The organism is Shewanella sp. UCD-KL12 (genome assembly GCF_001957125.1).
Taxonomy (GTDB): domain Bacteria; phylum Pseudomonadota; class Gammaproteobacteria; order Enterobacterales; family Shewanellaceae; genus Shewanella.
The window spans coordinates 173,607-199,042 of sequence record NZ_MPHJ01000003.1 but is presented as its reverse complement, the minus strand read 5'-3'; the positions used below and the strand labels follow the sequence as shown (position 1 = coordinate 199,042).

26 protein-coding genes and 1 tRNA gene are annotated in these 25,436 nt (G+C 42.1%); 7 read left to right on the top strand and 20 right to left on the bottom strand.

The annotated features are described in order from the left end of the window. Positions 1 to 22: 22 nt before the first annotated feature. From fliD to BM736_RS08530, 18 genes are all read right to left on the bottom strand, one after another. Positions 23 to 1,393, bottom strand: coding sequence for a flagellar filament capping protein FliD (gene fliD / locus BM736_RS08615; RefSeq protein ID WP_076410909.1), 1,371 nt, complete (start codon positions 1,391 to 1,393; stop codon positions 23 to 25). Between the two features lie 27 nt (positions 1,394 to 1,420). Then, complete coding sequence (locus BM736_RS08610; protein ID WP_076411172.1) at positions 1,421 to 1,810, bottom strand: flagellar protein FlaG; 390 nt, start codon at positions 1,808 to 1,810, stop codon at positions 1,421 to 1,423. Between the two features lie 107 nt (positions 1,811 to 1,917). After that, complete coding sequence (locus tag BM736_RS08605) at positions 1,918 to 2,736, bottom strand: flagellin (protein ID WP_076410907.1); 819 nt, start codon at positions 2,734 to 2,736, stop codon at positions 1,918 to 1,920. 216 nt (positions 2,737 to 2,952) lie between these two features. Further along, positions 2,953 to 3,774 (bottom strand): flagellin, encoded by an 822-nt coding sequence (locus BM736_RS08600; RefSeq protein ID WP_076410905.1) that lies wholly within the window; start codon positions 3,772 to 3,774, stop codon positions 2,953 to 2,955. An 88-nt stretch (positions 3,775 to 3,862) separates the two neighbouring features. Then, entirely contained in the window at positions 3,863 to 5,053 is a 1,191-nt protein-coding gene (gene flgL, locus BM736_RS08595) for a flagellar hook-associated protein FlgL (protein WP_076410903.1), read from the bottom strand. An 11-nt stretch (positions 5,054 to 5,064) separates the two neighbouring features. Next, the gene (flgK, locus tag BM736_RS08590) at positions 5,065 to 6,984 is read right to left on the bottom strand and encodes a flagellar hook-associated protein FlgK (RefSeq protein ID WP_076410901.1); all 1,920 of its coding nucleotides are present in this window, start codon (positions 6,982 to 6,984) and stop codon (positions 5,065 to 5,067) included. A 76-nt stretch (positions 6,985 to 7,060) separates the two neighbouring features. Then, positions 7,061 to 8,059 carry a flagellar assembly peptidoglycan hydrolase FlgJ gene (gene flgJ / locus BM736_RS08585; RefSeq protein WP_076410899.1) on the bottom strand — a complete coding sequence of 333 codons (999 nt, stop codon included), beginning with the start codon at positions 8,057 to 8,059 and terminating at the stop codon, positions 7,061 to 7,063. Between the two features lie 180 nt (positions 8,060 to 8,239). Beyond that, on the bottom strand, positions 8,240 to 9,331 hold the full coding sequence (locus BM736_RS08580; RefSeq protein WP_076410897.1) for a flagellar basal body P-ring protein FlgI: 1,092 nt from the start codon (positions 9,329 to 9,331) through the stop codon (positions 8,240 to 8,242). A gap of 30 nt (positions 9,332 to 9,361) precedes the next feature. Continuing rightward, positions 9,362 to 10,042 carry a flagellar basal body L-ring protein FlgH gene (flgH, locus tag BM736_RS08575; protein ID WP_076410895.1) on the bottom strand — a complete coding sequence of 227 codons (681 nt, stop codon included), beginning with the start codon at positions 10,040 to 10,042 and terminating at the stop codon, positions 9,362 to 9,364. Between the two features lie 9 nt (positions 10,043 to 10,051). Then, positions 10,052 to 10,840 (bottom strand): flagellar basal-body rod protein FlgG, encoded by a 789-nt coding sequence (flgG, locus tag BM736_RS08570; RefSeq protein ID WP_076410893.1) that lies wholly within the window; start codon positions 10,838 to 10,840, stop codon positions 10,052 to 10,054. A 9-nt stretch (positions 10,841 to 10,849) separates the two neighbouring features. Further along, positions 10,850 to 11,593 (bottom strand): flagellar basal-body rod protein FlgF, encoded by a 744-nt coding sequence (gene flgF / locus BM736_RS08565; protein ID WP_076410891.1) that lies wholly within the window; start codon positions 11,591 to 11,593, stop codon positions 10,850 to 10,852. 201 nt (positions 11,594 to 11,794) lie between these two features. Continuing rightward, positions 11,795 to 13,156 carry a flagellar hook protein FlgE gene (flgE, locus tag BM736_RS08560; RefSeq protein WP_076410889.1) on the bottom strand — a complete coding sequence of 454 codons (1,362 nt, stop codon included), beginning with the start codon at positions 13,154 to 13,156 and terminating at the stop codon, positions 11,795 to 11,797. A gap of 202 nt (positions 13,157 to 13,358) precedes the next feature. Beyond that, positions 13,359 to 14,723, bottom strand: coding sequence for a flagellar hook protein FlgE (gene flgE / locus BM736_RS08555; RefSeq protein WP_076410887.1), 1,365 nt, complete (start codon positions 14,721 to 14,723; stop codon positions 13,359 to 13,361). Between the two features lie 120 nt (positions 14,724 to 14,843). Next, a complete protein-coding gene (gene flgD, locus BM736_RS08550; RefSeq protein WP_076410885.1) occupies positions 14,844 to 15,695 on the bottom strand; it encodes a flagellar hook assembly protein FlgD in 852 nt (283 codons plus the stop codon). Between the two features lie 12 nt (positions 15,696 to 15,707). Then, on the bottom strand, positions 15,708 to 16,121 hold the full coding sequence (gene flgC, locus BM736_RS08545) for a flagellar basal body rod protein FlgC (protein WP_076410883.1): 414 nt from the start codon (positions 16,119 to 16,121) through the stop codon (positions 15,708 to 15,710). A 2-nt stretch (positions 16,122 to 16,123) separates the two neighbouring features. Further along, entirely contained in the window at positions 16,124 to 16,522 is a 399-nt protein-coding gene (gene flgB / locus BM736_RS08540) for a flagellar basal body rod protein FlgB (RefSeq protein ID WP_076410881.1), read from the bottom strand. 228 nt (positions 16,523 to 16,750) lie between these two features. Beyond that, positions 16,751 to 17,590, bottom strand: a complete 840-nt coding sequence (locus BM736_RS08535; protein WP_179079032.1) for a protein-glutamate O-methyltransferase CheR — start codon at positions 17,588 to 17,590, stop codon at positions 16,751 to 16,753. A gap of 134 nt (positions 17,591 to 17,724) precedes the next feature. Then, positions 17,725 to 18,645 (bottom strand): chemotaxis protein CheV, encoded by a 921-nt coding sequence (locus BM736_RS08530; RefSeq protein WP_076410877.1) that lies wholly within the window; start codon positions 18,643 to 18,645, stop codon positions 17,725 to 17,727. A gap of 222 nt (positions 18,646 to 18,867) precedes the next feature. On the opposite strand from BM736_RS08530, the gene flgA reads away from it, so the two are divergent. From flgA to BM736_RS08515, 3 genes are all read left to right on the top strand, one after another. Beyond that, complete coding sequence (gene flgA, locus BM736_RS08525; RefSeq protein WP_076410875.1) at positions 18,868 to 19,572, top strand: flagellar basal body P-ring formation chaperone FlgA; 705 nt, start codon at positions 18,868 to 18,870, stop codon at positions 19,570 to 19,572. 83 nt (positions 19,573 to 19,655) lie between these two features. After that, a complete protein-coding gene (gene flgM, locus BM736_RS08520; protein ID WP_076410873.1) occupies positions 19,656 to 19,976 on the top strand; it encodes a flagellar biosynthesis anti-sigma factor FlgM in 321 nt (106 codons plus the stop codon). A gap of 6 nt (positions 19,977 to 19,982) precedes the next feature. After that, on the top strand, positions 19,983 to 20,408 hold the full coding sequence (locus BM736_RS08515; protein WP_076410871.1) for a flagella synthesis protein FlgN: 426 nt from the start codon (positions 19,983 to 19,985) through the stop codon (positions 20,406 to 20,408). A gap of 464 nt (positions 20,409 to 20,872) precedes the next feature. On the opposite strand, the gene BM736_RS08510 is transcribed toward BM736_RS08515, so the two are convergent. Both BM736_RS08510 and BM736_RS08505 read right to left on the bottom strand, forming a co-directional pair. Beyond that, a complete protein-coding gene (locus BM736_RS08510; protein ID WP_083699981.1) occupies positions 20,873 to 21,415 on the bottom strand; it encodes an LPP20 family lipoprotein in 543 nt (180 codons plus the stop codon). Continuing rightward, a complete protein-coding gene (locus BM736_RS08505) occupies positions 21,412 to 22,041 on the bottom strand; it encodes a FlgO family outer membrane protein (RefSeq protein ID WP_076410869.1) in 630 nt (209 codons plus the stop codon). The genes BM736_RS08510 and BM736_RS08505 overlap by 4 nt, the downstream gene beginning before the upstream one ends. 377 nt (positions 22,042 to 22,418) lie before the next feature. Here BM736_RS08505 and BM736_RS08500 point away from each other — a divergent pair, with 377 nt between their 5' ends. The 4 genes from BM736_RS08500 (at position 22,419) to BM736_RS08485 (ending at position 25,404) form a co-directional block, all read left to right on the top strand. Next, a complete protein-coding gene (locus tag BM736_RS08500; RefSeq protein ID WP_076410867.1) occupies positions 22,419 to 23,579 on the top strand; it encodes a flagellar assembly protein FlgT in 1,161 nt (386 codons plus the stop codon). Between the two features lie 128 nt (positions 23,580 to 23,707). After that, a tRNA-Arg gene (locus BM736_RS08495) sits at positions 23,708 to 23,783 on the top strand. A gap of 50 nt (positions 23,784 to 23,833) precedes the next feature. Next, positions 23,834 to 25,129 (top strand): motility associated factor glycosyltransferase family protein, encoded by a 1,296-nt coding sequence (locus tag BM736_RS08490; RefSeq protein WP_076410865.1) that lies wholly within the window; start codon positions 23,834 to 23,836, stop codon positions 25,127 to 25,129. After that, the gene (locus BM736_RS08485) at positions 25,126 to 25,404 is read left to right on the top strand and encodes a hypothetical protein (protein ID WP_076410863.1); all 279 of its coding nucleotides are present in this window, start codon (positions 25,126 to 25,128) and stop codon (positions 25,402 to 25,404) included. The genes BM736_RS08490 and BM736_RS08485 overlap by 4 nt, the downstream gene beginning before the upstream one ends. Positions 25,405 to 25,436: the final 32 nt, after the last annotated feature.

Sequence of the window (25,436 nt, the reverse complement as noted above, 5' to 3'; positions counted from 1 at the left end):
ATCAAGTTCCTAAAGTTGATAACTATCCAGAATTCTTAATCACGCCTGGTAGGGAATTCAAGCCATTTACTATGCCAGAGGATTGCTGGTTTAATTTACCAACGACAAGATCCATTGCGTTAAACTGTTTAAAAAGTCTTGCTTCTAATAATTCCATTTTCAATGAAAAAGCTTCCCTTTGAGAATCCAATCTTTGCTTATCACTGGTGTATGCGTTATTTCTAGAGTCAATTAAACCACCAGTTTTTACGTAACCTTCAACTAAATCATCTAACCTAACTGCAAGCCCTGTCGATTCAGTAGAAAAAAGCCCCTCTATACCAGCCATGTTCGTTTCAATTGCAGAATCTAACTTACTGCTGTTAACTGATAACTTTCCATATCTATCAGCTTCAATACCAATATCATAGAGTGCCACAGATTCACTACCGACTGTCACTCGATCGCTAATCATATTTCTTAACTGAGACTCGATAGAGCGAACCATTGAGTCGCCTTGTAACGCAGCAGCCTCATCTTTATCACTATCGTATTTAGTTAATTTATCAATTGAATTAATTAAACTATTATAAGAATCAACAAAGCCTTGAACATTTGTTTTTACAGCTTCAGTATCTAACTCAATTTTTAATGTGCTTGTTTTACTTAGGTCTGCATCGGTAAGGTTTAGAGTCACGCCGGTAATCGCACCTGTGACTTCATTGGTTTGCGAGGTTATTTTCTGTCCATCGACATGAACAATTGAGTCTTGAGCACCTTGAAGTTCTTCTAAATTGCCTACACCGAACATGTCATTAAGTGCAGAACCTGTAGTATCGTTAGCAACAACAGAGATTTGGCTATCTGTTCCCTCTGTATCAGAGCTAAGTACTAAACGGCTGCCTGCATCACTGGTAATAATAGTGGCTGTGACCCCCACATTATCTTCAGCGCTATTTATATTAGCAGCAATATCTTCTAGAGAGTCAGCGGCACCAACATTAACAGAAAAGCTATTTCCATTAACAGTGAGATCTAAGCTTCCCTCTCCTACGGCTGCTGTTGGGTCAGTAACATTTGTCCCTGCAACTTTATGTGCTAATGCAAGTTGCTCAACTTGTATATTATAACTACCAGACTGTGATGTTTTATCAGCAGTGGCCGTTAAGTACGTACTTTCGCCAGTTGATACACTGCGTTGATTTAAACTTTCGCCATCTTTAAGCTTCTCTAGTGCATCTTGAAAGTTTGATAAGGCACTTTTAAGCGTGCCAATAGCAGAGACTTTCGCGTCAATAGTCTCTTCTGTTTTATCAAAAATAGCTTCTTTCGGTACTTTTTCTGCATCAACTAACACACCGACAATAGTGTTAATGTCGAGCCCAGAACCTATTCCCGTTGCTGTTAATGCCATACTAACCTCTTAAATCAATATTTATCTCTAAGCTTCTGTTTTCATCAATAGACCAGTTACTTCAGACAATTTCTGAGCTAATTTCAAAGCCTCTTCATTAGGTATCTGTCTGATAAGATCACCTGAGTCAATATCCATAACACTCACAATATTCTGTCCAGAGCTTTCATCTATTTTAAACGCTAGCCCTTTGCGCATAACTGACATCATATCTGATAAATCGCCAACAAGTTGCGCCAACTCCTCAGGTGTTTGCTTCTGCTCAGCCCCTTTCTCTTTCTCAGCCTGTTCCACAGCTTGAATTATAGAGCTTCTATCCAGTTCGACGTCCGTGGCTCCAGCCTGCTTAATCGGTGCTAAGCTTAAATCTACTTTAGCACCTGTGGAATTGGATGAACTCAATGCATTGATATCCATTACCATAATAAACCTCCGTCTATCTCTCTATAACTTAAAACTAATCAAGGGAGATCCGTTGCCGAACCTCCCTTGTCAACTTAACTATAGCTAATCCCTCACTACTTTTATAGTAGTGAAAGCGCTATTTGAGGAAGTTGATTCGCTTGTGCGAGCATGGCTGAACCAGTTTGTTGCAGTACTTGGTTCTTAGTCATAGTTGAGGTTTCTTTTGCAAAATCAACATCAACAATACGGCTCTTCGCATCAGCAACGTTTGATTGCGTATTTGCACTGTTGCTGATGTTATGCGAGAGACGGTTTTGTACAGCACCTAACTTAGAACGACTTGTATCAATAGTCTTAATCGCAGCATCGATATTGGTCAGTGCAGTACTACGTCCAGCTGAAGTAGTTACGTCCAGTGCACTTACTGAAAGAGCTGCAGCATCAGATTTTCCGACAGAAACATCAATTGTCTCACCACCTTGGTGACCAACTTGGAATGATTTACCCGTTGAGAAATCACCATTTAGGAGTTTTGTATCACCAAAAGCAGTACTATCACCGATTGCAGTGATCTCTAAAGCAAGTGCATCCATCTCGTCTTTAAGTGCTGTTAAATCTGCAGTACTGTTTGCACCGTTTTCAGACTGAATGGTCAAGTCACGCATACGTTGCAGCATGTTTGTCTGCTCTTGCATCGCGCCTTCTGAAATTTGTGCAATAGAGATTGCATCGTTAGCGTTACGCATACCAACTTCAAGACCACGAACCTGAGAGTTCAAGCGGTTTGAAATAGCAAGACCTGCCGCATCATCTTTTGCACTGTTAATACGTAAACCACTAGATAAGCGCTCCATTGAGGTAGCTAAGTTGCCACTAGACATGTTTAAGTTTTTCTGAGCTTTCATTGATGTGACATTAGTATTTACTGTAATAGCCATAATCTTTTCCTCTTTATACCTGACTTCAGAACTTGCCTGTCTGCTTAAGCCAGGCTGAGCTAATTGGTTACAGTATATTTAACGGCAGAGGAGTTTTTATCTTTAGCTTTTTTTTTAAAATTATGCCCAATCTATTTTACAACAAAAAAATCAACAACTTAAAGTTAACGGGACGGCTCGAATCATTAATTCGAGCCATTTCAACCTTTAATAACATTAGCCTAATAGCGATAATGCAACTTGCGGAAGCTGGTTTGCTTGAGCCAGCATTGACGAACCAGTCTGTTGCAATACTTGGTTCTTAGTCATAGTTGCCGTCTCTTTGGCAAAATCGACATCAACAATACGACTCTTAGCATCTGCAACGTTAGATTGTGTATTGGCACTATTACTAATGTTATGCGCTAAACGGTTTTGAACTGCACCTAATTTCGCTCGCTGGGTATCAATAGTTTTGATCGCTGCATCGATATTAGTCATAGAGGTACTTCGACCTGCTGATGTCGTAACAGTGATAGCTGCAACTGATAAAGTGGCTGCATTCAATGTTCCTACTGATACAGTAACATCTTCACCATTTTGGTGACCTACCTGGAATAACTTTCCAGCTGAGAAATCACCAGCTAACAGCTTAGTCTCACCAAAGGCTGTACTATTACCGATAGCAGAGATCTCAAGGGCAAGTTCATCCATCTCATCTTGGAGCGCTTGTAAATCTGCAGTACTGTTTGCACCGTTCTCGGACTGAATTGTCAGATCTCGCATACGCTGGAGCATGTTAGTTTGCTCTTGCATTGCACCTTCTGCAATCTGAGCAATAGAGATTGCATCATTAGCGTTACGCATACCAACCTCTAAACCACGAACTTGTGAGTTCAAACGGTTAGAAATTGCCAGACCTGCGGCATCATCTTTAGCACTGTTAATTCTCAAACCACTCGATAAACGCTCCATTGACGTTGCAAGGTTTTGAGAAGACATATTAAGGTTTTTCTGCGCCTTCATCGACGTCACGTTAGTATTAACTGTAATAGCCATTTTTGACTTCCTCTTCTTGGTTATACTGCCAAGACATCGAGCTTGGCTAAATTAAATGTGTATCTTTTACGTTTTCTCTATCTAGGGCCTAGATATAATCAAATAGCGATGTAGAACCTACTTTGCTAAATACACTTGATGCTGCATTTAAAGCGACTTGCTGTTTCTCAAGCTCCGTAATAGCACTGGCGTAATCTAAATCCTCAAGCATCGATAACGCTGAACTATTCACGAGTTTTTCATCTACATGGCTTGTGTTATAACTTTCTAAGCTTTTTAAGCTATTGCCTGCTCGACCCCTCTCAATGCTAATTTGATTGACGCCGCTATCAATATTATTCAATATCTGTGCCAACTCAGCCTTACCTTGTGGAGTATTAGCTTTATTTGGGTCTTCAATGAGGGATATAGCTTGATTGATTGTGTCGAAGATACTGACTTCAGGAGCCGGAGTAATAGAGAAACTATCACCCGCAGCAGGCATACCGTCCAGCTTGACCTCTATGCCATTAAAGTTAATAGGGTTTGAGGAATCAAAGCCCACTTCAGTAGTGACTAGGGTGTTGCTAGAGTCTCTAACCTCAAGGTCGGCACCTACCATAGTAAATGTATAGGTATCATCAACATAGGTTGCTGGATTAGCAATCACAGCACTCTCAACATTAAAGTCACCCACTTGAGATGCCAAATAATTGGCACTAAAATCCCCTAAACCACTGGGTGAGTTCATAAAAGCGCTGTCACCAGGTATATTGGCTCCGACCGTCACACCTGATGCTACAACGGCATCTCGAACTCCACTGTCACCGCTATAAACCATATTGCCTGCAGCATCGAAAGCAAAAGGTTGGCTAGCAGTTTCAAAGCCAGAAAACAGATAATTGCCGGATTCATCTTTGCCGTTAGCCAATGCTAATAACTCTTCTAGCGTTCCACGTAACTCATCGGCAACCATTTTCCGCTCTGAATCACCGAGACCACCATTTATTGCACGCAAGACCTGCTCACGCGTTGAGCTAACTAAGGTTTCCGCCGACCCGAGCTTACTTTCAGTCAATGACAAGCGGTTGTTAGCAAAATCTATATTTCGCGTATATTGCTCAATAACGGCATTTTGCTGCGCAAGGTTATCAATACTTATTGCGGCAACGGGGTCATCACCGGCAGTATTCACCTTTTTACCCGTAGAGAGTTGATCGATAATATTGCTCGTTGCAGTTTGTTTATTCAAAACACTATTTATATTCTGATTAAACAACTGAGCTGTTGAAATTCTCATATCAGTCTCCTTTACCTAACTGAACTAAATAGTGTGTTGAAGATTTCATTGGCCGTTGTCATTATTCGCGCCGATGCTTGATAAGCTTGTTGAAACCGCAAGAGATTTGCCGCTTCTTCATCAAGGTTCACTCCTGACTCACTCTGCACTCGGCTATAGGCTTGAGAATAAACGGCATCAGCTGAGCCTACGGCAATTTCAGCAGCTTTAGTTTTTCCACCGATTGACAGCTTTGTTCCTTCATACACATCAGCTAACGTCGAGCCACCACTATTCATCAACTTTGACTCACTGAGTTTTGCCATAGCCACAGCATTAGTGTTGTCTCCAGGTGCAAATGAAAGGTCAAACGTAAACCGCTCTGTTGTCGCTGGCGCGGTTGATGAGACATCAAAAGTAAAACCATGGGCACTAATTGAAGGAGGTACATATGCGGCAGGTGCCCCTAGTGAAGTCCCCGCGGCATCAAAGACTTCAAACATATTTGTCGCGGTATTTATCTCAAAGGTGAGTTCTGAACCCGTTAGAGGAAAATTTGCATCAGCTCTATTATCTATACTGACCATTTCAACTTCAGTGTTACCCGAGTTAGTAGCATCTGCCGTGATCTTCGGCGCAGCAGCTGCAATGCCCTTAGCATCGGTCATTTCAACCGCAATACTTGCTGCAGCACCTGAAGATGGTCTTATTTCGAATTTATCACCATCGGCAAAGGCACCTGAATCGAGATGTATGGTAAATCCATTGGCACCATCGAGTTGGGAGCCATTTAATGTTAGTGGGGTGACACTTCCAGTGACCGAATCTTTTAATTCGTAGGTTGCTGGTGCTGTATAGCTAAGCTCATAACTATTACCTTCAAGCAAGCCTACATCATCAATATTAACTCTTAAGTTCGCTGAGCCAGTATTCGCACCAAAATCACCAACACGACCAACAGACATAGTTGGGTCATTAATATCTTTGAAAATATTTTGTCCCATCTCGCCATTGAGATCAAAACCTTCCGAATTGGCCTGATTGAACGCATCAGCAACGCCGAGCGCTAATTGGCTAACTTCTAACTCGGCAGGAACTAACGTATTTTCTCTAAAATCAAATAAAGCACCTATTTGTCCGCCCAACTTTGCCCCATCGATAATTTGACTTTGATTACCAATCATTGCAGTCAATTGGAGCTCGCCTGGATATGGGTCACCAGCAGTCGTCCCTACAGACATAGAGACTTCACCCGAAACCAGCATGGCTGCGCCACCGAGCATCACACTTTTTGCCCCTGTGTCTAACGGAATAACCGTCACTTGAGCATATTGGCTAAGCTCTTGAATTAGCGCATCTTGTTTGTCTAATAACTGAGAGTCTTCGCCTTGTGACTTCATCAGTTCTTGGTTTATTGTGCCAAGTTCTTTACTGATCTCATTGATTCTGTCTGTGATCCCAGCAATTTGATCATTAGTTTGCTGCATCTGACCATCTAAGTGCTTCTGCATCTGATTCAAACTATCTGCTAGCTGAGATGCAGAACCAAGCACTGAGCCCCGAATTCCCATGTCATCGGGTAGATCGGCAAGGCTGTTTAGTCCTGAGAATAGATCGTTTAACCCCTGCGGCACTGATTTGCCTATTTGGGAAAATAGCTGATCCATCTCATTCATCTTAATGTGGGTCGTTTGTGCTTCACTAACCGCCGTTTGCCCTATGCGTAACTCTCTTGCAGCATAATCGTTATAAATGCGCTTAACATCTGTAATATAAGTACCGGCGCCATAAAAGCTATTACCCATACGTTGTGATTCAAGGCTAGACTGCTGAGCAACTTGCCTGTGATACCCTTCGGTATTGGCATTGGCAATATTGTTACTGGTAACGGCAAGCTGAGACTGAGAAGCCAAGACACCCGTTCGTGCAATATTGAGTAGATCCATAGACATTACAAACACCCTCTATCTATTTCAGTTAAGCCTTGTGAAGTCACTAACGAGTGGACTTTTGTTTTGATAAGGCTCATTACTTTGCCCCCAGTGAAGGTAAGCTGATATCAGGACTAATTGATTGCATTACCTTAATCACTTTATCGGCATATTTCGGATCGGTTGCGTACCCCGCGTCTTGAAGCGCTTTGATAAACTCATTAGGATTAGCTGCTTTTTTCATCGCTTCTTGATATCTTGGGCCTTCAGAGATAAAGCTGACAAAATCATCAAAACTTTGCTTTATATCCTCATACACTCGGAAGTTAGCTTTTTGCTGCACCGCAACGCCCTGCTCAAATTCAAGCGTGCTAACCAAGGCCTTATCCCCCTGCCAACGCTGATCAGCTTTAATATTAAACAGGTTATTACCCGACTGACCTGCGGCGTTTTTAACCATTTTTTGCCCCCAGCCAGTCTCTAGAGCTGATTGCGCGATCAATACTTCCGGTTGAGTACCAATCGCCTTGGCAGCCTTTTCAGCATGAGGATAGAGCTTATTAATAAAATCGTCTCTGTCAGAGAAGGTCATTTCCGACGGCTTTGCTTCAGACGGCAAACTCTTGCCAGTCAAAATATTGTCAAATGCTTTCTCTGAAGCTAACAGTGACCCGTTATCACTATCTTGTTGTGTTACAGCCCTTTGCATCACCCTATCCTTGGTTGACTCAGACATGAGGCTAGATTGTGAGTCACCACGTAAAACAGAGGCTGGCGTTACATTACTGGTACCGGGAGAAAGCTGCTGCACCATTAAATCTGCTAGCCCTAACATGCCTTTATCAGAGAGATTTACCGACATCTGTTGGTCATGCATCTGCTCATAAAACTTAGTGTACTGGCTGTTCATCGGACTATCTGACTCAAAAACCGCATTGGCATCACGCATGCTTTTCATCAACATCTGTACAAAAATCCCCTCAAATTGCTGGGCAACCTCTTTCAAGGCTCCCTGGCTATCTTTCTGGGACTTAGATCTCAGAGAGTCGAGACCTCCGATATCCAAAAAGTGAGATGAATTTGACAGCTTGTCCATAATGTTCTCTTGTCGCTCCGACAATATTCAGACGATGTAAGCTACTTACTGCAAGGTTTACACCAACTTAAATAATTATTGATTTGCACCGTTTAAGGAGAAGAGGTTTACGAGAAAAAGATAATAAAAAGGAGCATTAGCAAGACACTAAGCTCCCAATTTATAACATTACATATTTGTTTAGATGATTATCAGCTCACCATGTAACGCGCCAGCCATTTTAAGAGCCTCTAAAATAGCCAAAACATCAGAAGGCGCGGCACCAACTAAGTTAACAGCCCGCACAAGCTCATCGAGTGTTGTTCCAGGGTTAAACATAAACATACGATTATCTTCTTCAGAGACATCAATCGTACTGTCAGTGGTGACAACTGTCTGACCACCCGCTAGAGGATTAGGCTGAGAGACTTGAGTTGCCTCAGCGATAGTCACTGTGAGGCCACCATGTGTTACTGCTGCAGGTAATAAACGCACGTCTTTGCCTACCACTATGGTGCCGGTGCGCGAGTTTACAATAACTTTTGCAGATTCAGATGCTGGCTCGACTTGGATATTTTCTAGCGTTGCCAAAAACGACACTCTTTGAGAAACATCTCGTGGCGCACTAACCTGTACGGAAGCGGCATCGAGTGGTCTGGCCATTCCAGGGCCTAGCAACTCATTGATTGCATCCGCTAAACGTTTGGCGGTGGAAAAATCGGCGCGGCGCAGATTAAATGTGAGATGATCGCCAGTCGAAAATGGCGTGGCGACAGTACGCTCAACAATGGCCCCATTTGGAATACGGCCTACAGTAGGTGTATTTTGAATGACTTTAGAGCCATCTAACCCCTCAGCACTAAAGCCACTTACCACCATGTTGCCCTGGGCAATGGCATAAACATTACCATCAACACCTTTCAAAAAGGTCTGCAGCAATGTGCCACCTCGTAGACTTTTAGCTTCACCTAAACTAGACACTGTAATATCCAGTGTTTGACCGGGTTTAATAAAGGGTGGCATATCGGCGTTTACTGCAACAACAGCGATATTTTTAATTTTGGGTCTGAAGTTATCAGGGAGGTTAATACCAAAATTTTTCAACATGGTCTTAAATGTCTGTTCGGTATAGCGAGTTTTCTCACCCGTTCCAGGCAAACCGACAACAAGACCATAGCCAATTAATTGGTTTGAACGTACGCCTTGTACATTAGCGATATCTTTAATGCGTTGAGCCTGACTAGGTCCTGTTACAACCAAAAGCATCAACAGGCAAATTAGTTTAAGTTTCATAGCTAGACTCCACTTGTAAATAGCTACACATTAAAATGGCCACCAGCTGCCCATAAAGAACGAGCTTAACCAACCGACTTTCTGTACATCCGCAAAGGTGCCGGTGCCACTGTACTGAATTCTCGCATTAGCCACGCGTGGTGAATCAATGGTGTTATCTGGGCGAATATCTTGTGAGCGTACCACACCAGTTAAGCGCACAAATTCATCACCATTATTGATACTTATCCACTTCTCTCCACGAATAACTAAGTTACCGTTATTAAGTACCTGCATGACATTGGCTGAAATACTGCCCGATAAACTGTTACTCTGATCTGCATCAGACTCACGCTTAGTATTCATACTATCTTTGTATCGCAGATCAATAGGCTGACCACCCACTGTGATATTGCCACCACCGGCATAGATTGGATCTAAGGTTAAATCAGTTCCCTTCTTAATCTCATTATTTGCACTTTTACTTGCTTGAGTCTCTTCCATCAAGATAACAGTAATAATATCGCCAACCTTCAATGCTTTGATATCAGAGTAGAGGCTGGATGCTTGGCTGTCTTGATACATAGAGCCTGTTGCCGCTATTTTTGTTGGCGGCGCTTCAGGATAAACAGGCGCATAATATGGATCGTCTGGGATAGGCTTTTGATTTGTTGTACTACAACCAACCAACAGCAAACTTGATAAAAGGGTAATAGTGAAGTAATTACGCATAACTATCCCCTACAGATTTTGATTCACGTAAGAGAGCATCTGATCAACCGCTGAGATAACTTTAGAGTTCATCTCATAAATTCTCTGGCTCTCAATCAAGTTAACTAGCTCTTCGGTCACATTCACATTTGACGTTTCTAATGCACCTTGGCGAATAGCGCCCATGCCATCAAGTGATGCGGTACCTTGGATCGGAGTACCACTGGCGCCCGTTTCGAGATACAAGTTCTGACCCATAGGGTCAAGACCACTTGGGTTAATAAAATCAGACATAGTCAACTGACCAACGACGGTATTCTCAGCCGTGCCAGGCGTTTTTACTGACACCTCACCTTCTGCAGAAACGGTAATGCTAGTGGCATCATCAGGAATAGTGATTGCAGGCTGCACGACATAACCAGAGCCTGGCGTTACGATTTGACCAGTGTCATCTAGAGTAAATTGACCGTTACGGGTATAGGCTGCAGTGCCATCAGGTAACTGAATTTCAAAAAAACCTGGTCCCTCAACCATCAGATCTAAAGAGTTATCTGTGGTCAGCATATTTCCCTGAGTAAATACTTTTTGGGTAGCAACAACCTTGGTCCCGGCTCCGACATTCAAACCATTGGGTAACTTAGTATTAGATGCACTCACACCACCAGCTTGGTTAACAGTTTGATAAAGTAGATCTTCAAATACTGCTCTACTTTTTTTATATCCAACAGTACTGGCGTTTGCGACATTGTTAGAGATCACAGAGATATCGGTCTGCTGAGCATCAAGCCCAGTCTTACTAATCCATAAAGCGGGATGCATAATTTACTCCTAGCTAACGCGCATTAATGAAGAGGAAGCTTTGTCCATCTCTTCTGCTGTTTTCATCATTTTGACTTGCATCTCAAACTGACGCTGAATATCGATTAAGTTCACCATCTCATCGACGGCGTTGACGTTACTCCCCTCAACGGCGCCACTTTCGATAGCAACAAGAGGATCGGCTGGGGCATTTTCCCCCGTCATCTGCCTAAATAGGCCATCAGATCCTCGCATTAAATTTTGGTTTCCAGGGTTCACCAGCTTGATTCGTCCAACCTCTTCAATCACCTCAGCCGTTGACCCCAAAGGCCTGACAGAAATAATACCGTCTTGGGCTATCTCAATCTTATCTATCGGAAGCGGTAATACGATTGGACCAGCATCGCCCATAACAGCATTACCTCTGTCGTTACGAAGTACACCTGTGGTGTCAAAGCTCAGGCTTCCAGAACGTGTATAAGCCTCACCGCCATCATCAGCCTGAACCGCAATCCAGCCATCACCTTTTACGGCGATATCTAGATCTCTACCTGTGGTCTTGATAGGGCCAGAGGTAAAATCCGCTGATGGGCTTTCTGTCATCGCAAATACACGAGTTGGCAGTCCTTCACCAAAAGCCTGCATTGAACGTGCCTGCTCCATATCTGCTTTAAAGCCATCGGTGTTCGCATTAGCTAAGTTGTTAGCTCGCACAGCCAGCGAATTCATATTCTGCTTAGCGCCACTCATTGCGACGTAGAGTAATTTGTCCACTGGTTCCTCCGTCAATCTTTTGCTGAAAACTTTCCTATTAACATAACAAAGCAAACATCATGCCAGAATAAAATCGATTTATTGGCGGCTAACGAGGCTGAAGCGATAGAAGATAGATAGAAGAGATAAAATAGCGGAAAGGCATTGCCGGGGAGGCAATGCCTAGTAGATATTTAACAGATTAAAAACACCATAAATCCATTAACGTATCTGTAGTACGGTCTGCTGCAAGGTATTGTTAACTTCGAGTGTTCTTGAGTTAGCTTGGAAATTACGCTGCGCAGAAATAAGATCGACAAGCTCTGTGGTTAGATCAACATTTGACTGCTCAAGTGCCGATGAACGAATACTACCAAAGGTACCACTATTCGCTTCGCCCGCAAGTGGCGTCCCGGAATCTAAACTTGCCTTCCAAGAGGTATTGCCCACTTGAGTTAATCCCTGTTCGTTGGGGAAACGTGCTAAAGCAACCCGCGCCAAAGCGACCGTAGAGCCGTTACTATAGCTCGCATTGACCAAACCATCAGCGCCGACCTCTACGTTAGTCAAGCGACCGACGGTTGTACCATCTTGGCTCAACTCTGTGACTTCAAAAGGTGATGCGTATTGAGTGGGGTTATTAAATCCAACCGTTAACGTCTGAGTGCCGTCAGTGCCAGGGCCAAGTACATTCGCCCCTCCAACGCCTAACTGCTCAGTTTTTATCACGGCTGGATCATTACCAATATGGGCACCGGTATCATTAAATTTAACCACCGCGCCCTTCCATCCCCCTGCAGTTTCAGCATTTTGAGGTGTATCAGGGGTACCGTCTGCGTTCGTATCGGTTTGATAGACTCCAGCTGGACCATCTAAGTCAACTTGCTGACCATCAACAGCATAAAACGCTACCCAGTTACTCTCACCTGTGTAAGCTGCATTAGGTGGACGAACAAAGTAAGTAGTCATGATATGCGGCTCACCAAGAGAATCATACATGGTCACTGCTGTTGAGTTGTTATAGGTTGAGCGATCTGCAGGATCAAAAAGCGCAGGGTCTAATGGTGAGTCCCCCGCATTAAGGTTCATCTGCAAACCAACATTTTCGGTCATCTGAGGGCTACCCGCAGTATCAGGGATAGCCACTGGCTTTGTGGTTGTTAAGCTTACTGACGTTGAGTTGCCATCTTTATCGACTGGAAATGTTTGCAGGTAGTTACCTTGAGAATCAACCATATAGTTACTTGAGTCGACTTTAAATGCTCCCGCTCTGGTAAAAGATTGATCTTTACCATTAAGGTCGGAAGAGGTCACAAAGAATCCGCCGCCATTAATCGCCATATCAAGCGCGTTATTGGTAAACTGCAGACTACCTTGATGAAACTGTTGCGCGACTTGACTGGTTGTCGCCCCGCCACCTACAGCGGTTTTGCTGTTGGAAAAAATAGAGTTGGCATAAACATCAGCAAATTCAGCACGAGATTCTTTAAAGCCGATGCTATTAACGTTAGCAATATTGTTTGCGGTGGTATTTAGATCTTTCTGAGCAGAAGAAATTCCGCTCAATGCGATATTAAAGGACATGGTTTACCTATATTCAATCGATTACGACAGGCAGAAAGTTTCTACCAAATTCAATTCATAACAGCAGGCAATGGATAAAATCCATCGACATATAACTTTTACTGTGAGCAATTTACAGCTCTAATTAACGGCCAGCCTAAGTCCAAGTTTTAAGCTAAAAGGCATTGCTCTAGAGCAATGCCAGGTTTTATGTTATTGATTTCTACCTGATCTGCAGTACCGTTTGCTGCAAGGTATTGTTAACTTCGAGTGTTCTTGAGTTAGCTTGGAAATTACGTTGCGCAGAGATAAGATCCACCAGCTCAGTAGTCAAATCGACATTTGACTGCTCAAGTGCTGATGAGCGAATGCTACCAAAAGTACCACTATTCGCTTCACCAGCTAATGCAGGGCCTGAGTCTAAACTTGCTTTCCATGAAGTGTTCCCTACTTGAGTTAACCCTTGCTCATTTGCAAAACGCGCTAAAGCAACTCGAGCAAGTGCAACGGTTGAACCATTACTGTAGCTGGCATTCACCAAACCATCGGCGCCAACTTCAACATTAGTTAAACGGCCTACTGTAGTACCATCTTGGTTTAGCTCAGTCACTTCAAAGGTCGATGCATATTGCGTTGGGCTATTAAAATCGATGGTTAATGTCTGGGTACCGTCAGTACCAGGACCAAGCACTCCAGCACCAGCAACACCAAGTTGCTCAGTAACAATCGTTGCTGGATCGGTCGAAGTATGCGCACCAGTATCATTGAACTTAATCACCGAACCTTCCCAGCCACCAGCAGTGACAGCTGGTGTTCCCGTAACATCTGCAACACCATCACCGGTTGTATCTTGATCATAGACACCAGCAGCACCAGCTAAGTCGACTTGCTTTCCATCAACAGCATAAAATGCCACCCAGTTACTCTCACCTGTATAAGCTGCATTGGGTGGGCGTACAAAATAGGTGGTCATAATATGTGGCTCACCTAATGAGTCATACATAGTCACAGCGGTTGAGTTGTTATAGGTATCTCTGTCTGCAGGATCAAATAATGCAGGATCTAACGTAGAATCCCCAGCATTAAGGTTCATCTGAATGCCGATATTCTCGGTCATTTGCGGGCTACCAGCTGTATCTGGGATCCTAACGGGTTTGGTCGTTGTTAAACTCACGGAAGTAGAATTACCGTCTTTATCAACAGGGAATGTTTGCAGGAAATTTCCCTGAGAATCAACTAGGTAGTTACCTGAATCGACCTTGAATGCGCCTGCTCTAGTAAAAGAGTGATCTTTTGCATCAAGCTCAGATGAGGTGACAAAAAAGCCACCACCATTGATCGCCATATCCAGTGCATTATTAGTAAACTGTAAGCTACCTTGATGAAACTGTTGCGCTACCTGACTTGTTGTAGCACCGCCACCTACAGCAGTTTTACTGTTAGCAAAGATAGAATTAGCATAAACATCGGCAAATTCAGCTCTGGACTCCTTAAAGCCGATACTGTTTACGTTAGCAATATTGTTTGCTGTTGTATTTAGGTCTTTCTGCGCTGCAGAAATCCCACTCAATGCAATATTAAACGACATAATTCACCTCGATTCCAATTCATTACTGCAGGCAACAATCCTATTCACCTACAAAGCTTCACATTAACAAACTACCTAAATACGCTAGAGAATCCTCTAGACCAAGTAAATTTTCATGACTTAAGTTTCTGAATCAACAGGTCTATAACTGCTGCTAGATTCTGAAACCGCGAGTACATCGCCAATTTTAATACCGCCCACGCCTCTAAGGTTCAAAATAGCGCCCGTACTGGCAGTACCTAATGAGACACTGGTAACATGTGCATAGGTCGATACTGGTAGCTCTTCACTTGTACCATCAACACGGCCCGTGGCCTTAATTGAATAATTGCCACTAGCAACTGGCTCACCATTTTTTCCGAGTCCATCCCATGTCACGTCAACATTACCACCTGCACTACCATCTACATCATAAGTCGTCACTAACTGACCCTTATCGTCTTCTATACGCACTGTGATAGTTTCAATTGGCTCAGGTGTACTAATGATGCCTTTGAGCGACGGGTCTTCAGCAGAGATATGTCCAGTATCAGATGGGATCAATACCTTTTGGCCAACAAGCCCTGATGCTTGCAGTGCTTGACTTGAAGTCATCACAGTATTGAGGTTAACAATCTCATCATTGAGGTTGTTGATACCATCTACTGTTGAAAACGATGCCATCTGAGCAATCATCTGGTCGTTGTCAACAGGCTTAAATGGGTCTTGCATCGACAACTGTTGACTTAAAAGCGAAAAGAAATCCTCTTGTGTCAATTCTTGATTATTTGCTTCAGGAATTGATGACTCATCTGGCAAACGAATTCCGTCAATAAACGGATTGCCCGTACTAGAGGTTTCCTCTGCAGACTGAGTCGTAGCAGACTGTACAGCTGACGAAGTCGCCTGCTGAGATGGACTTGCACTCTGCGGTGAGGCCGCTGTTTGGCCGCTAAGGGGCTGAGCACTGTTAAGTGGGTTGATGAGGCTCACTTCTTACCTCCTTTATTTGCCAATTCGTAAAGTTTGCTGAAGCATAGATTTGGCAGCTTCAGCCACTTGTACATTCATCTGATATGAACGAGATGCGGAAATCATATTCGCCATCTCCTCCATGACATTTACATTTGGTTTATAGATAAAACCATCCCCATCAGCCATAGGGTGACTAGGGGAATATTCTTTCTGTAATGGCGCATCACTCTCTACTATGCCTTTTACAGCAACAGCTTGAGACTGCTGTTGATGATTAGCTTTCGCCATCTCAGCTTCAAATATTGGGTGACGAGCGCGATATGTCTCCTCAACGCTACTCGATACAGCATCAGCATTTGCGATATTACTCGCCGTGGTGTTTAATCGCACCGACTGGGCTGACATCCCCGAGCCTGAGACATTAAAGATATTAAATAAACTCATGATTAATCACCTCTTAATGCTTTTTTCAAGCCTGAAAACTTACCGTCGAGAAACCCTAGTGACATTTGGTATTCGAGTGCATTTTGCATAAATTCTGATTGCTCTTTTTGCATATCAACCGTATTACCGTCACCTGTATCTGGTTGACTAGGAACTCTATAGCCATAATTTTGCTGTGATAAAGCCTGAAGATCGAAATGGCGACTATCACTTTGACTCATTGCTAATCCACCTTGTCGACTCCGAGCTGACTGTAACGCTTTATCAAAATCAACATCTCTAGCTTTATAATGAGGCGTGTCGGCATTGGCGATATTTGACGAGATAACTTCTGCACGTTGGGATCGGATCCCTAGCGTGTATTGATGCACACCTAACGCTTTATCAAAGTTAATCGCCATAAAACTGCCTCCTAGACTCTATGGGTTAATTAAAGCAATAGTTGTGCCACAAACAGAAGAAAATGACTAAGGTCCAAAAGCTAAGAAGGGAAGGATAGAAAGGTACAAAACAAAACTGCTGAGTGAATGCCCTTAATCTTGATGATATTTAAGGGCAAATACTCAGTAATAAATGGGTTTAGCTATAAATCAGATAACAAAATAAGAAAAAAGGTGAACCGCTAGCGACTAGGTTTTCTTTTGATAATAGATACCTGGATTACATCTGATCATATCAAACTCCTCCGTAAGGCCAGCGATTGACTCCGAAGCCCCAAGAAACAATATCCCTTTAGGGTTTAAAGCGGCAGCAAATTGCCGCAGAATTTTTGCCTTTGCCTCTGGGGCAAAATAAATCAGGACGTTTCGACAAAAAATGATGTCAAATTTACCCAGCAAGGTATAACTCTCGAGCAAATTATGAGCTCTAAAATTAACAAGCTTTTTGACATTATCTTTTATGATCATAGATTTGGATGGCGTTGCATCAAAAAACTGACGCTTTCTTTGCTCAGAGAGACCACGCCCTAACGCTAAGCTATCATACTCACCGTTTTTACACTTATCTAGCATAGAGGGCGATAAGTCAGTCGCTAAGATTGAAGCGCTGCCTGGCAAACTTCCTGGCTTTTTCTGCTGATATTCTAATATGGTCATACCTAAAGAGTATGGCTCCTGACCTGAAGAACAAGCTGCAGACCAAATCTTTAGTGGCCGGCCGAGTCTAGAATATTCAGGAAGCAATGTGCCCGATAACAACTCAAATGGGTAACGGTCACGAAACCATAACGTTTCATTGGTAGTCATGGCATCGATCACTTCAGCCCTTAGCTGACGCTCAGTAGGCTTCATCGAATGTTTGACAACTTCAGACAGTGAAGGAAGGTTGTATTTCCCCATAAGTGGAGCTAAACGGCTCCGAACTAGATATTGCTTATTATCACCTAGCACGATTCCGCTGTGTTGCTCTAGAAAGAGTCTAAATTGCGTATATTCATTTTCAGCGAGTGATTTATTCGGCACCTTGATATCCTAGTATCAAAAAAACAGCAATGACAACATAACAAAAATCATCATGACACGAATTATAATGAGCGCAGTTTTATACACGAGCAGGGTATAAGAAACAAGTTTTTATCCCCTCTGCGCTCTACTAATAATCATTATAGACTCAAATGCTTATTTACTGCAGCAGCAAGTTCATCAGGATTAAATTTAGCAATAAAATCATTTGCCCCCACTTTCTCAACCATAGCCTGATTGAACACCCCACTCAGTGAGGTATGTAAGACAACTTTTATACCACTCAGCTTAGGGTTATCTCTAATCTCAGCAGTTAAAGTGTAGCCATCCATTTCAGGCATCTCAATATCTGAGATAATTAAAGGGATCTCAGTTGACACATCATCCATCTCGGCACTGATAGCATTAAGCTTATCAAGTGCTTCTTTGCCATCTTTAGCGGTGTCAATTTGCAAACCAAGCGACTCTAATGCCCTGATTATCTGCTTACGGGCAACGGCAGAATCATCGATAACCATAATATGGAAATGCTTCTCTCTATCTATGGTTAATGTTTCATCTACCTCCTTACTAATTTCAGTTTTAACAGGAGATATTTCATCTAGAATCTTCTCAACGTCGAGGATCTCAACTAACTCCCCTTCTATCTCTGTAACTGCTGTAAGGTATGAATATCGACCAGCACCTTGAGGTGGCGGCATGATCGCTTCCCAATTCATATTGATAATTCGCTCGACAGAGCTAACCAAAAAACCTTGAACACTTCGGTTATACTCAGAAATAATAATGAAACAACCCTCAGTATTTTCGATTGGTCGCCCACCAGTTGCTGCACTCAAATCAATTACCGATATGGTTTTCCCCCGAATATGGGCAACCCCTTTAACATTGTTATTGAGCTTTGGAAGACCCGTTAAAGGTGGGCACTGGAGTACCTCTTTGACTTTAAAAACGTTAATACCAAATCTTTGACGACCATTGAGTTTAAAAAGCAATAACTCTAAACGGTTCTGACCGACTAACTGTGTGCGTTTGTTTACTGACTCGAGAATGCTTGACATAATGCGCTTGCCTTGTCGTCTTTTAAATTCTCGCCTATTGCTCAATCAAGAGTAAGTATAGGCATACTAATTGCTTACTATTTTCTTAGGGGTCTTTATCTCAAAACTTGACCAATAAGAGTCAAGTTTATGACGTTTTCTCTTCGTTTCTGAGAAAGACTAATATTTCGGTCACTAAGAAAGTATAGGTGTAATCTAGCTCATCAAGCTAGTCTATTCATTATGAAAGTAAAATTTGTCCTCTTTTCATTGATTTTTTTCACAAATAACGTGCTCTGTGCACAAGTTGCTAGTGTGCCATCACTATCGACCATTTCCCAATTAGCTATAGAAGTTATTGAACAAAAAATTGATGTTGCTGAAGGCGCAAGAGTAAATATAACCCCACAAAGCTTAGATACGAGACTAAAACCACCACAATGCTTACCACCTATAAAAGTCGAATTAGCCAGTAATCGCGCAATCAAGCGTAATAATACCGTCAAAGTAAGCTGTGAAAGTCCACAGCTTCAATATCCTTGGCAAATTTTCCTTTCGGTGAGAGTCGATATTTTATTTCCTGTTGTTGTCGCCAAAGAGATACTGTCAAATGGCGATCTTATCTCCAACGGTAATGTCACCATAAAATATGTTGAACAAACGGTGCTCAGGGGTCAGCAATTCAATAGTGTAAAAGAGGTTGTCGGCACTCGTGTAAAAAGGCGCATGTCTCCCGAACAACCAATTTTTAGCGACAACCTATGTTTTGTTTGTAAAGGCGACTCTGTCTCTATTTATGCTCGTACTGACAGCTTTGAGATAAAAACCGTCGGAGAGGCGCTGCATGATGGTAACTTAGGTGATAGAATTCGTATTAAGAATACACTTTCCAATAGAAAGCTAGATGCCAGAGTCATTGATGTTGGAGAGGTAGAAGTTAGAATGTAATTATGCACTTTTTTATTAAAGCTTTGTGTATCACCGCCGATACACGATTATGTTCTTCTCATTTTTAATTGTTGGAGCCAAATATGGCTATAGATATCAAGCAAGTTAGCACCGCAGCTAATACTCAAATAAATAAGCCTTCCACAAATAAAAGCGGTGGACAAACAACAAGCGAATCAGCTTCACCGTTGAGCACTCCGCCAAAAAGTGATTCTGTGTCACTGACATCACAAGCACAACAACTACAAAGTACTCAGGCTAAAATGACCGATATTCCTGAAATAAATGAACAGAAAGTTCAAGAGATAAAATTAGCCATTTCAGAAGGTCGCTATAAAATTGACCCTGAAAAACTCGCAACAAATATCGCGCAGTTTGAAAATGACCTAAAGGATTTAAGCTAATTACATATGAATTCGATAAATAATATCATCGAGCTACAGATCGAACTGCTTGCAAAGCTAAAAGTACTGATTAAAGAGGAAAAGGATGCATTGAAAGCCCAAAATGCCGACCTTCTTCTCTCTTTAGCTGGTAATAAGGCTAAGCTGTTAGATGAGCTTAAAAATAACGATGATGTTTTATCGCAACATGAACAAAGTCATTTACTTGCAACAGACAAAACACTGGCAACTCAAGTTTCCTTTGCAAAAGAGCAGATGGCAGAATGCCAACAGTTAAACAGTGAGAACAGTAGTCTAATCGAGTTGAACATTGCCAGTATGAATCGTTTTGCGCAAGCTTTACAGGTGAGTCGAAACGCCTCAAGTTTGACCTACAACGACAAAGGTAAAACCTCAACAATCTCAACACTAGGTAATGACATAAAAGCGTAAAAGCAGCAACGAGCTAGAGATAAAACTAGCAAGCTCCATGTCGCGATCCACAAGTCACTGCCCTCCCCTTAAATCCAAGTGAGCAGCTCTAGGAGCATGATAACTATTTTGGTCGTTAAGCTTGAAGTATTGGTGCCCGCAACCTTTAACTGTATATACCAAAACTAGCAAGATAGGCAATATTCACAGGCCTAAACTCGAAGCCTGTACACTTCTCATATCTCCTCACGACTTCTGCACTGGAAGCGTTTCTATCTTTTAGTCTTGTTCTTTTATGCCGAGCAAGATGATTATTAATAGTCACAGGTCAAGAATGTTCCATACACCATACAACACCTCCTTCATTGCCCATAGGAACATGAGGAGTGCCTTTAAAACATCTGGAAACTAGAAGTATGGTCCCCGCTTAAATAGTACGGGGATGACAAAGGTAGGATGCTTATAGCTAGTAAGCCATAGCTAGTTTAAAAATAGGTGATCTCTTTAATTTTCTGAGGTCTGTTTTGCTGCTGATATAGCTCCCATACTTGAGAGAAGTCTAGCTCTAACTCAGTCACATAATGATCACCAGCAGGATAAGTCTTAATCACCTTAGCCCCTCTGATCACGCCTGATACTGAAGCTTGAATACTATCACTCGACAATACCCAATCATTAACGTTACTGTTTGCTGAAAGCTGCTGACCATAAACCTGTTCGGCAAGCTCTCTATATGCGGCTATTTTTGAAGCCTGCATTGCCATTAACACTTTTTGAGATTGAGACTCAGCAGGCTGAATATCTAATGGTGCATAACCGATAGCTGTTAATTTAGGAAAGCTTTCAGGCGCCTGAGTTTCCCATTCAATATACCTATCTTTTGACGCGCAACCTGAAATCAACGCAGTGGACAAAATAGCAGCAAGGGCTACTGCCTTTGCTAAGGGGCTCTTTGAAGGAGATGTTGAGGTCTGGATCGCAGTATTAGTCAAAACTTTTATCGAAGTTAATGTGAAAAACTTATTCATTGTACACCACCTATCACCTGCACTTCTTGAGACCCTCTTTGAGTATCACGATATAAAAGCCCATCTTTAGACACCACTTTTTCGGACTGACTTAAATACCCTGGTAATTCATTAATACTAAAAGCCCCTTGCGAAGCCGAAACCACTCGATTATTGGTGATATTTACGATTCTAGTGTTCACCACAGCGCCCTTTCGATTCATACTCATAGTAGACACAACAACATGCTCTACAGCTATGCCTGAAGGCAATTGCTTCCAATCTCTCGTTAATAAGAAATCCCCATCTGGTGTGACACGAATATTGTCACCAACATTGATATCGACAAGGTTAAATTGACGTGCATGAAGCGCCGAGATGAACCCTTGCTGCAGTTGTAAGCCAACTGCATTCGTTTTATTGAAAGAGTCTAATAGTACTGGCGTTGCCACTAATAATGGCTGCTTACTCGACAACTCATCATTTTGCTCAACAAGCTCACTGACTATTTGCTCAGACATATGGTTTATTGCCGATGTTGCCGGCAACTGATTGCCTCGGCTCAGCGGCTCCTGAGGTTCATCATGGTTACTGCTTGTACACGCACCTAAGAGTAACGCTGTAAAAAGTATCGTCACTTTATACATTTTCTTTCCTAATTTATCAGTGCCTGTCATATATGGCACGACTCGACGAATATTGAATAAGAACCGAGCTAACATTTAATAAAACAAAGCAAGTTACAGGCCAAAAAGGCTAACCTCTGCTTTAAATCTATCTGTCAGTCATAGGCGTTTATCGGCCTACAAACATAAAACTAAAGCGACTCAATTATGTTTCACAGGCAAAGTCTAAAATTGATATTTCTGACTCAAACATAAGGCCCCATGGCACAATTATTGCTTTAATCTATACAATATGAGGTTAGCCATAAACAGTGTCAGAAATGCGACAGCTACATATTACTTTCCCATACACTGACTGATTAAAGCATCCTGTGTCGCTTACATAGTGGATTAATTAAATGAAAATGTTTGCCGTTATAATTTGGATTTTTCTTGTTTTTTTTACTTCAAATGTTGAAGCCGCTTGGGTTGTAGTAAAAGGACAAGCAAATATTGTTGACGGTAACGTCAGCAAAGCTCGTGAAGACGCTATAGAGCAAGCATTAACTTATGCAGCCCTACAAAACGGGGCACAGTTCACGAGTAAACAAACGGTAAATAATGGCCAACTCGTACAAGATAGTTTTACCATTAATAAGCAATCACAAGCGACTAAAGTGGAGCTAATCAAAGAGTTTATAGAAGGTGAAAAACTCACCGTTATGCTTCGAGCGGATGTACAGCAACCGCAAGATGCAAAGTGCGACAGCCAACAACTCAAGGCGGCTATTCTCGTGCCTCAGTCACTCATCAAAGATAGAGCACAGCTTCGCTATGGCAATATCGGCTTTTTTGAAAAAAACCTGTCTCAACGGTTAGGTGATGCCATTGATGCGCAATCGATATCCAGCTTTGCTCACATCCATGCTAATGAAAGGTTAGATGTCGAACAAGCACTTGTCGATATTCGCGGCTACCGTTTGCCTAGCTGGCTCAGTGAAATTACCGACAGTCAGTATGTGCTACTACCTGAAATTATTGATATCTCAACCGATCCAGCAGAAAGTCATATGATGGGGCTTTGGAGTAGTGATCCGAATCGTCAATTCCAAATAAGACTCTCTCTGTATCATGGGATTAGTGGTGAGCAAGTATGGAGCCAATCATATGCCACCTCATCCCCTTGGGAGTTTCCTAAACAGGAAACAGTCCCTTCAAATCACCAAAGATTTTGGTTATCTGCATATGGGAAAAGCATTGATAAAATAATAGTCAATGCCATTGAGGATATTGATAGCACATTAAATTGCCGACCAATACTAGGCCAAGTAGTAGCAAAGCAACATGACAGAGTCATTTTAAATCTAGGCCGTAGACATGGCATAAAAGTAGGCGACGACTTTCAGTTAATATTACAGCAAAACATGCCAGACAGGTTTGATAAAATGAGAGCTGTCGCAGGAAAAAGTAAAGCGAACATCATCATAGATCAGGTAACAGAAAAAACAGCAACTGCGGTACTCGTCGATAAAAATGCCTCATACAATGTGCAAATTAATGATCTTGCGATAAAGATGTAATCTAAGTTGCTTTTTGAGAGCAGATAAATGAACAAACAAGTAAGATCGGATGATAATTAAGCAACTAAATTAATTAGCTTTTCATCCGCTCTTTTCATCTAGGTGAAAACCAGTATAATCACTGACGTCTCCCTATAGCTCAACAGGATAGAGCAGTCGCCTCCTAAGCGATCGATCGGGGTTCGAGTCCCTGTGGGGAGACCAGTTAGTGATCTAATGTCTTGTGATAAGTATAATATTCAAGGATAGAGTCAATGACTGAACTATTTTCAACAAATCTTCAAATTATTCAGCAACGCTGGCCTGCTCTTGCTTCTGCTCTCAAATTTCAATCACTCGATGAACTCGATGCCAACTTAGTCACAGGCAATAACCAAACAATTAGTGTCAATGGCATTCAATTAAGTAGCCGCCATGATCGAATGGCCGAAGCCCAGCTTTTTATTAATCAACTCCCTCTAGATTGTGAACAGGTTACCGTTTATGGTGTTGGAATGGGTGATGTCCCCAGTATATTGACTGACAATAAACAGATAAAAAACATTGATATCTGTCCACTCAATCTAGGGCTTTTCGCGTTATTACTTTCCTATACTGACCAACGAGAATGGTTAACCGATAGCCGCATTAGAATAATTGAGCTCCCCAATCAGCACCAAATAGCGGAACCCTATATAGCAGTCACCCCAGACCTTCTTCTTGCTGACAATGAGAATGCAACTTTGCGAGATTTACTAGCTCTTGAAAATAACCGAGAGTTTGCAAATAAACAGCATCAAATAGATGATCCTAAACTCATTAAGCGCTTTAACGAAAATAAACAATATTTAGACCAAGATCCCGATGCAGCAACGTTAAGGCTGACTCATACCCAACATAATACGTTAGTGATTGGCTCAGGGCCGAGTTTAGAAGCGCATTATGATTATTTAAAAGCGCAGAGGGCACTCCCTATAGGTAAGCGGCCATTAATGATTGCTGTCGATACTGCTTTCAAAGCTTTATCGAGCCAAGGTATTACCCCAGATATTTTAGTGAGTATTGAATCAAATATTACTCTCTCACATCTCCCCGATGAGATACCAGACTCTGTGACCTTGGTTTATTTTCCAAGAATACCATCAAATGTGATTGAGCATTGGCCAGGACCTAGATTTAATGCCTATTCAAAAGGGGCTATTTACAACCGTCTTGATGCTGAATACCCAAAACTTCGTTTGTTTACCAATGGCAGTGTCATTCATCCAGCTATTGATTTAGCTGCTTACTTAAATAGCTGGGAAATTACCCTCTTTGGCTGTGATTTTAGTTATCCAAATAATAAAACCCATGCTTTTTGGAAAGATGGCTCTCTTGGACCAAAAGCTGAAAATGCAAAACACTGGGTGATAAATGGCCATGGAGACAGAGTAGGAACGGATCTTAACTTCAGGGCATATTTAAGAAGTTTGGAGCACTATATTCGCTTCAAACCTCAAATTAAATTCTATCAATCTAGCCTAGACGGTGCCCGTATTCATGGTGCTCAATACAGGGAGTGCAAAGTATGATTATTTGTAATACTGATACATTAAAAGAAAAATTAGTCTCTACCGCTCAATTACTACGCTTAGGGCAAGAAGCTGAAGGGTCAAAAAGATTAAGAGAGTGTCTAGATCACTTAGAGCCTATGCTACCTACTCTCACTAATTCACAAGCAATATTAGCTAGCGTTCCAGCGATGCTGTCGGCACAAGAAAGGCAAGATTGGCTAGGGTTAGCAGATACTTTGGAATATGAAATCACAGCTTTACTTAATCAACAGCAACAAATACAAGCGAAATAATTAAAAGCTTATGCTGCCAAGATTAAATTACA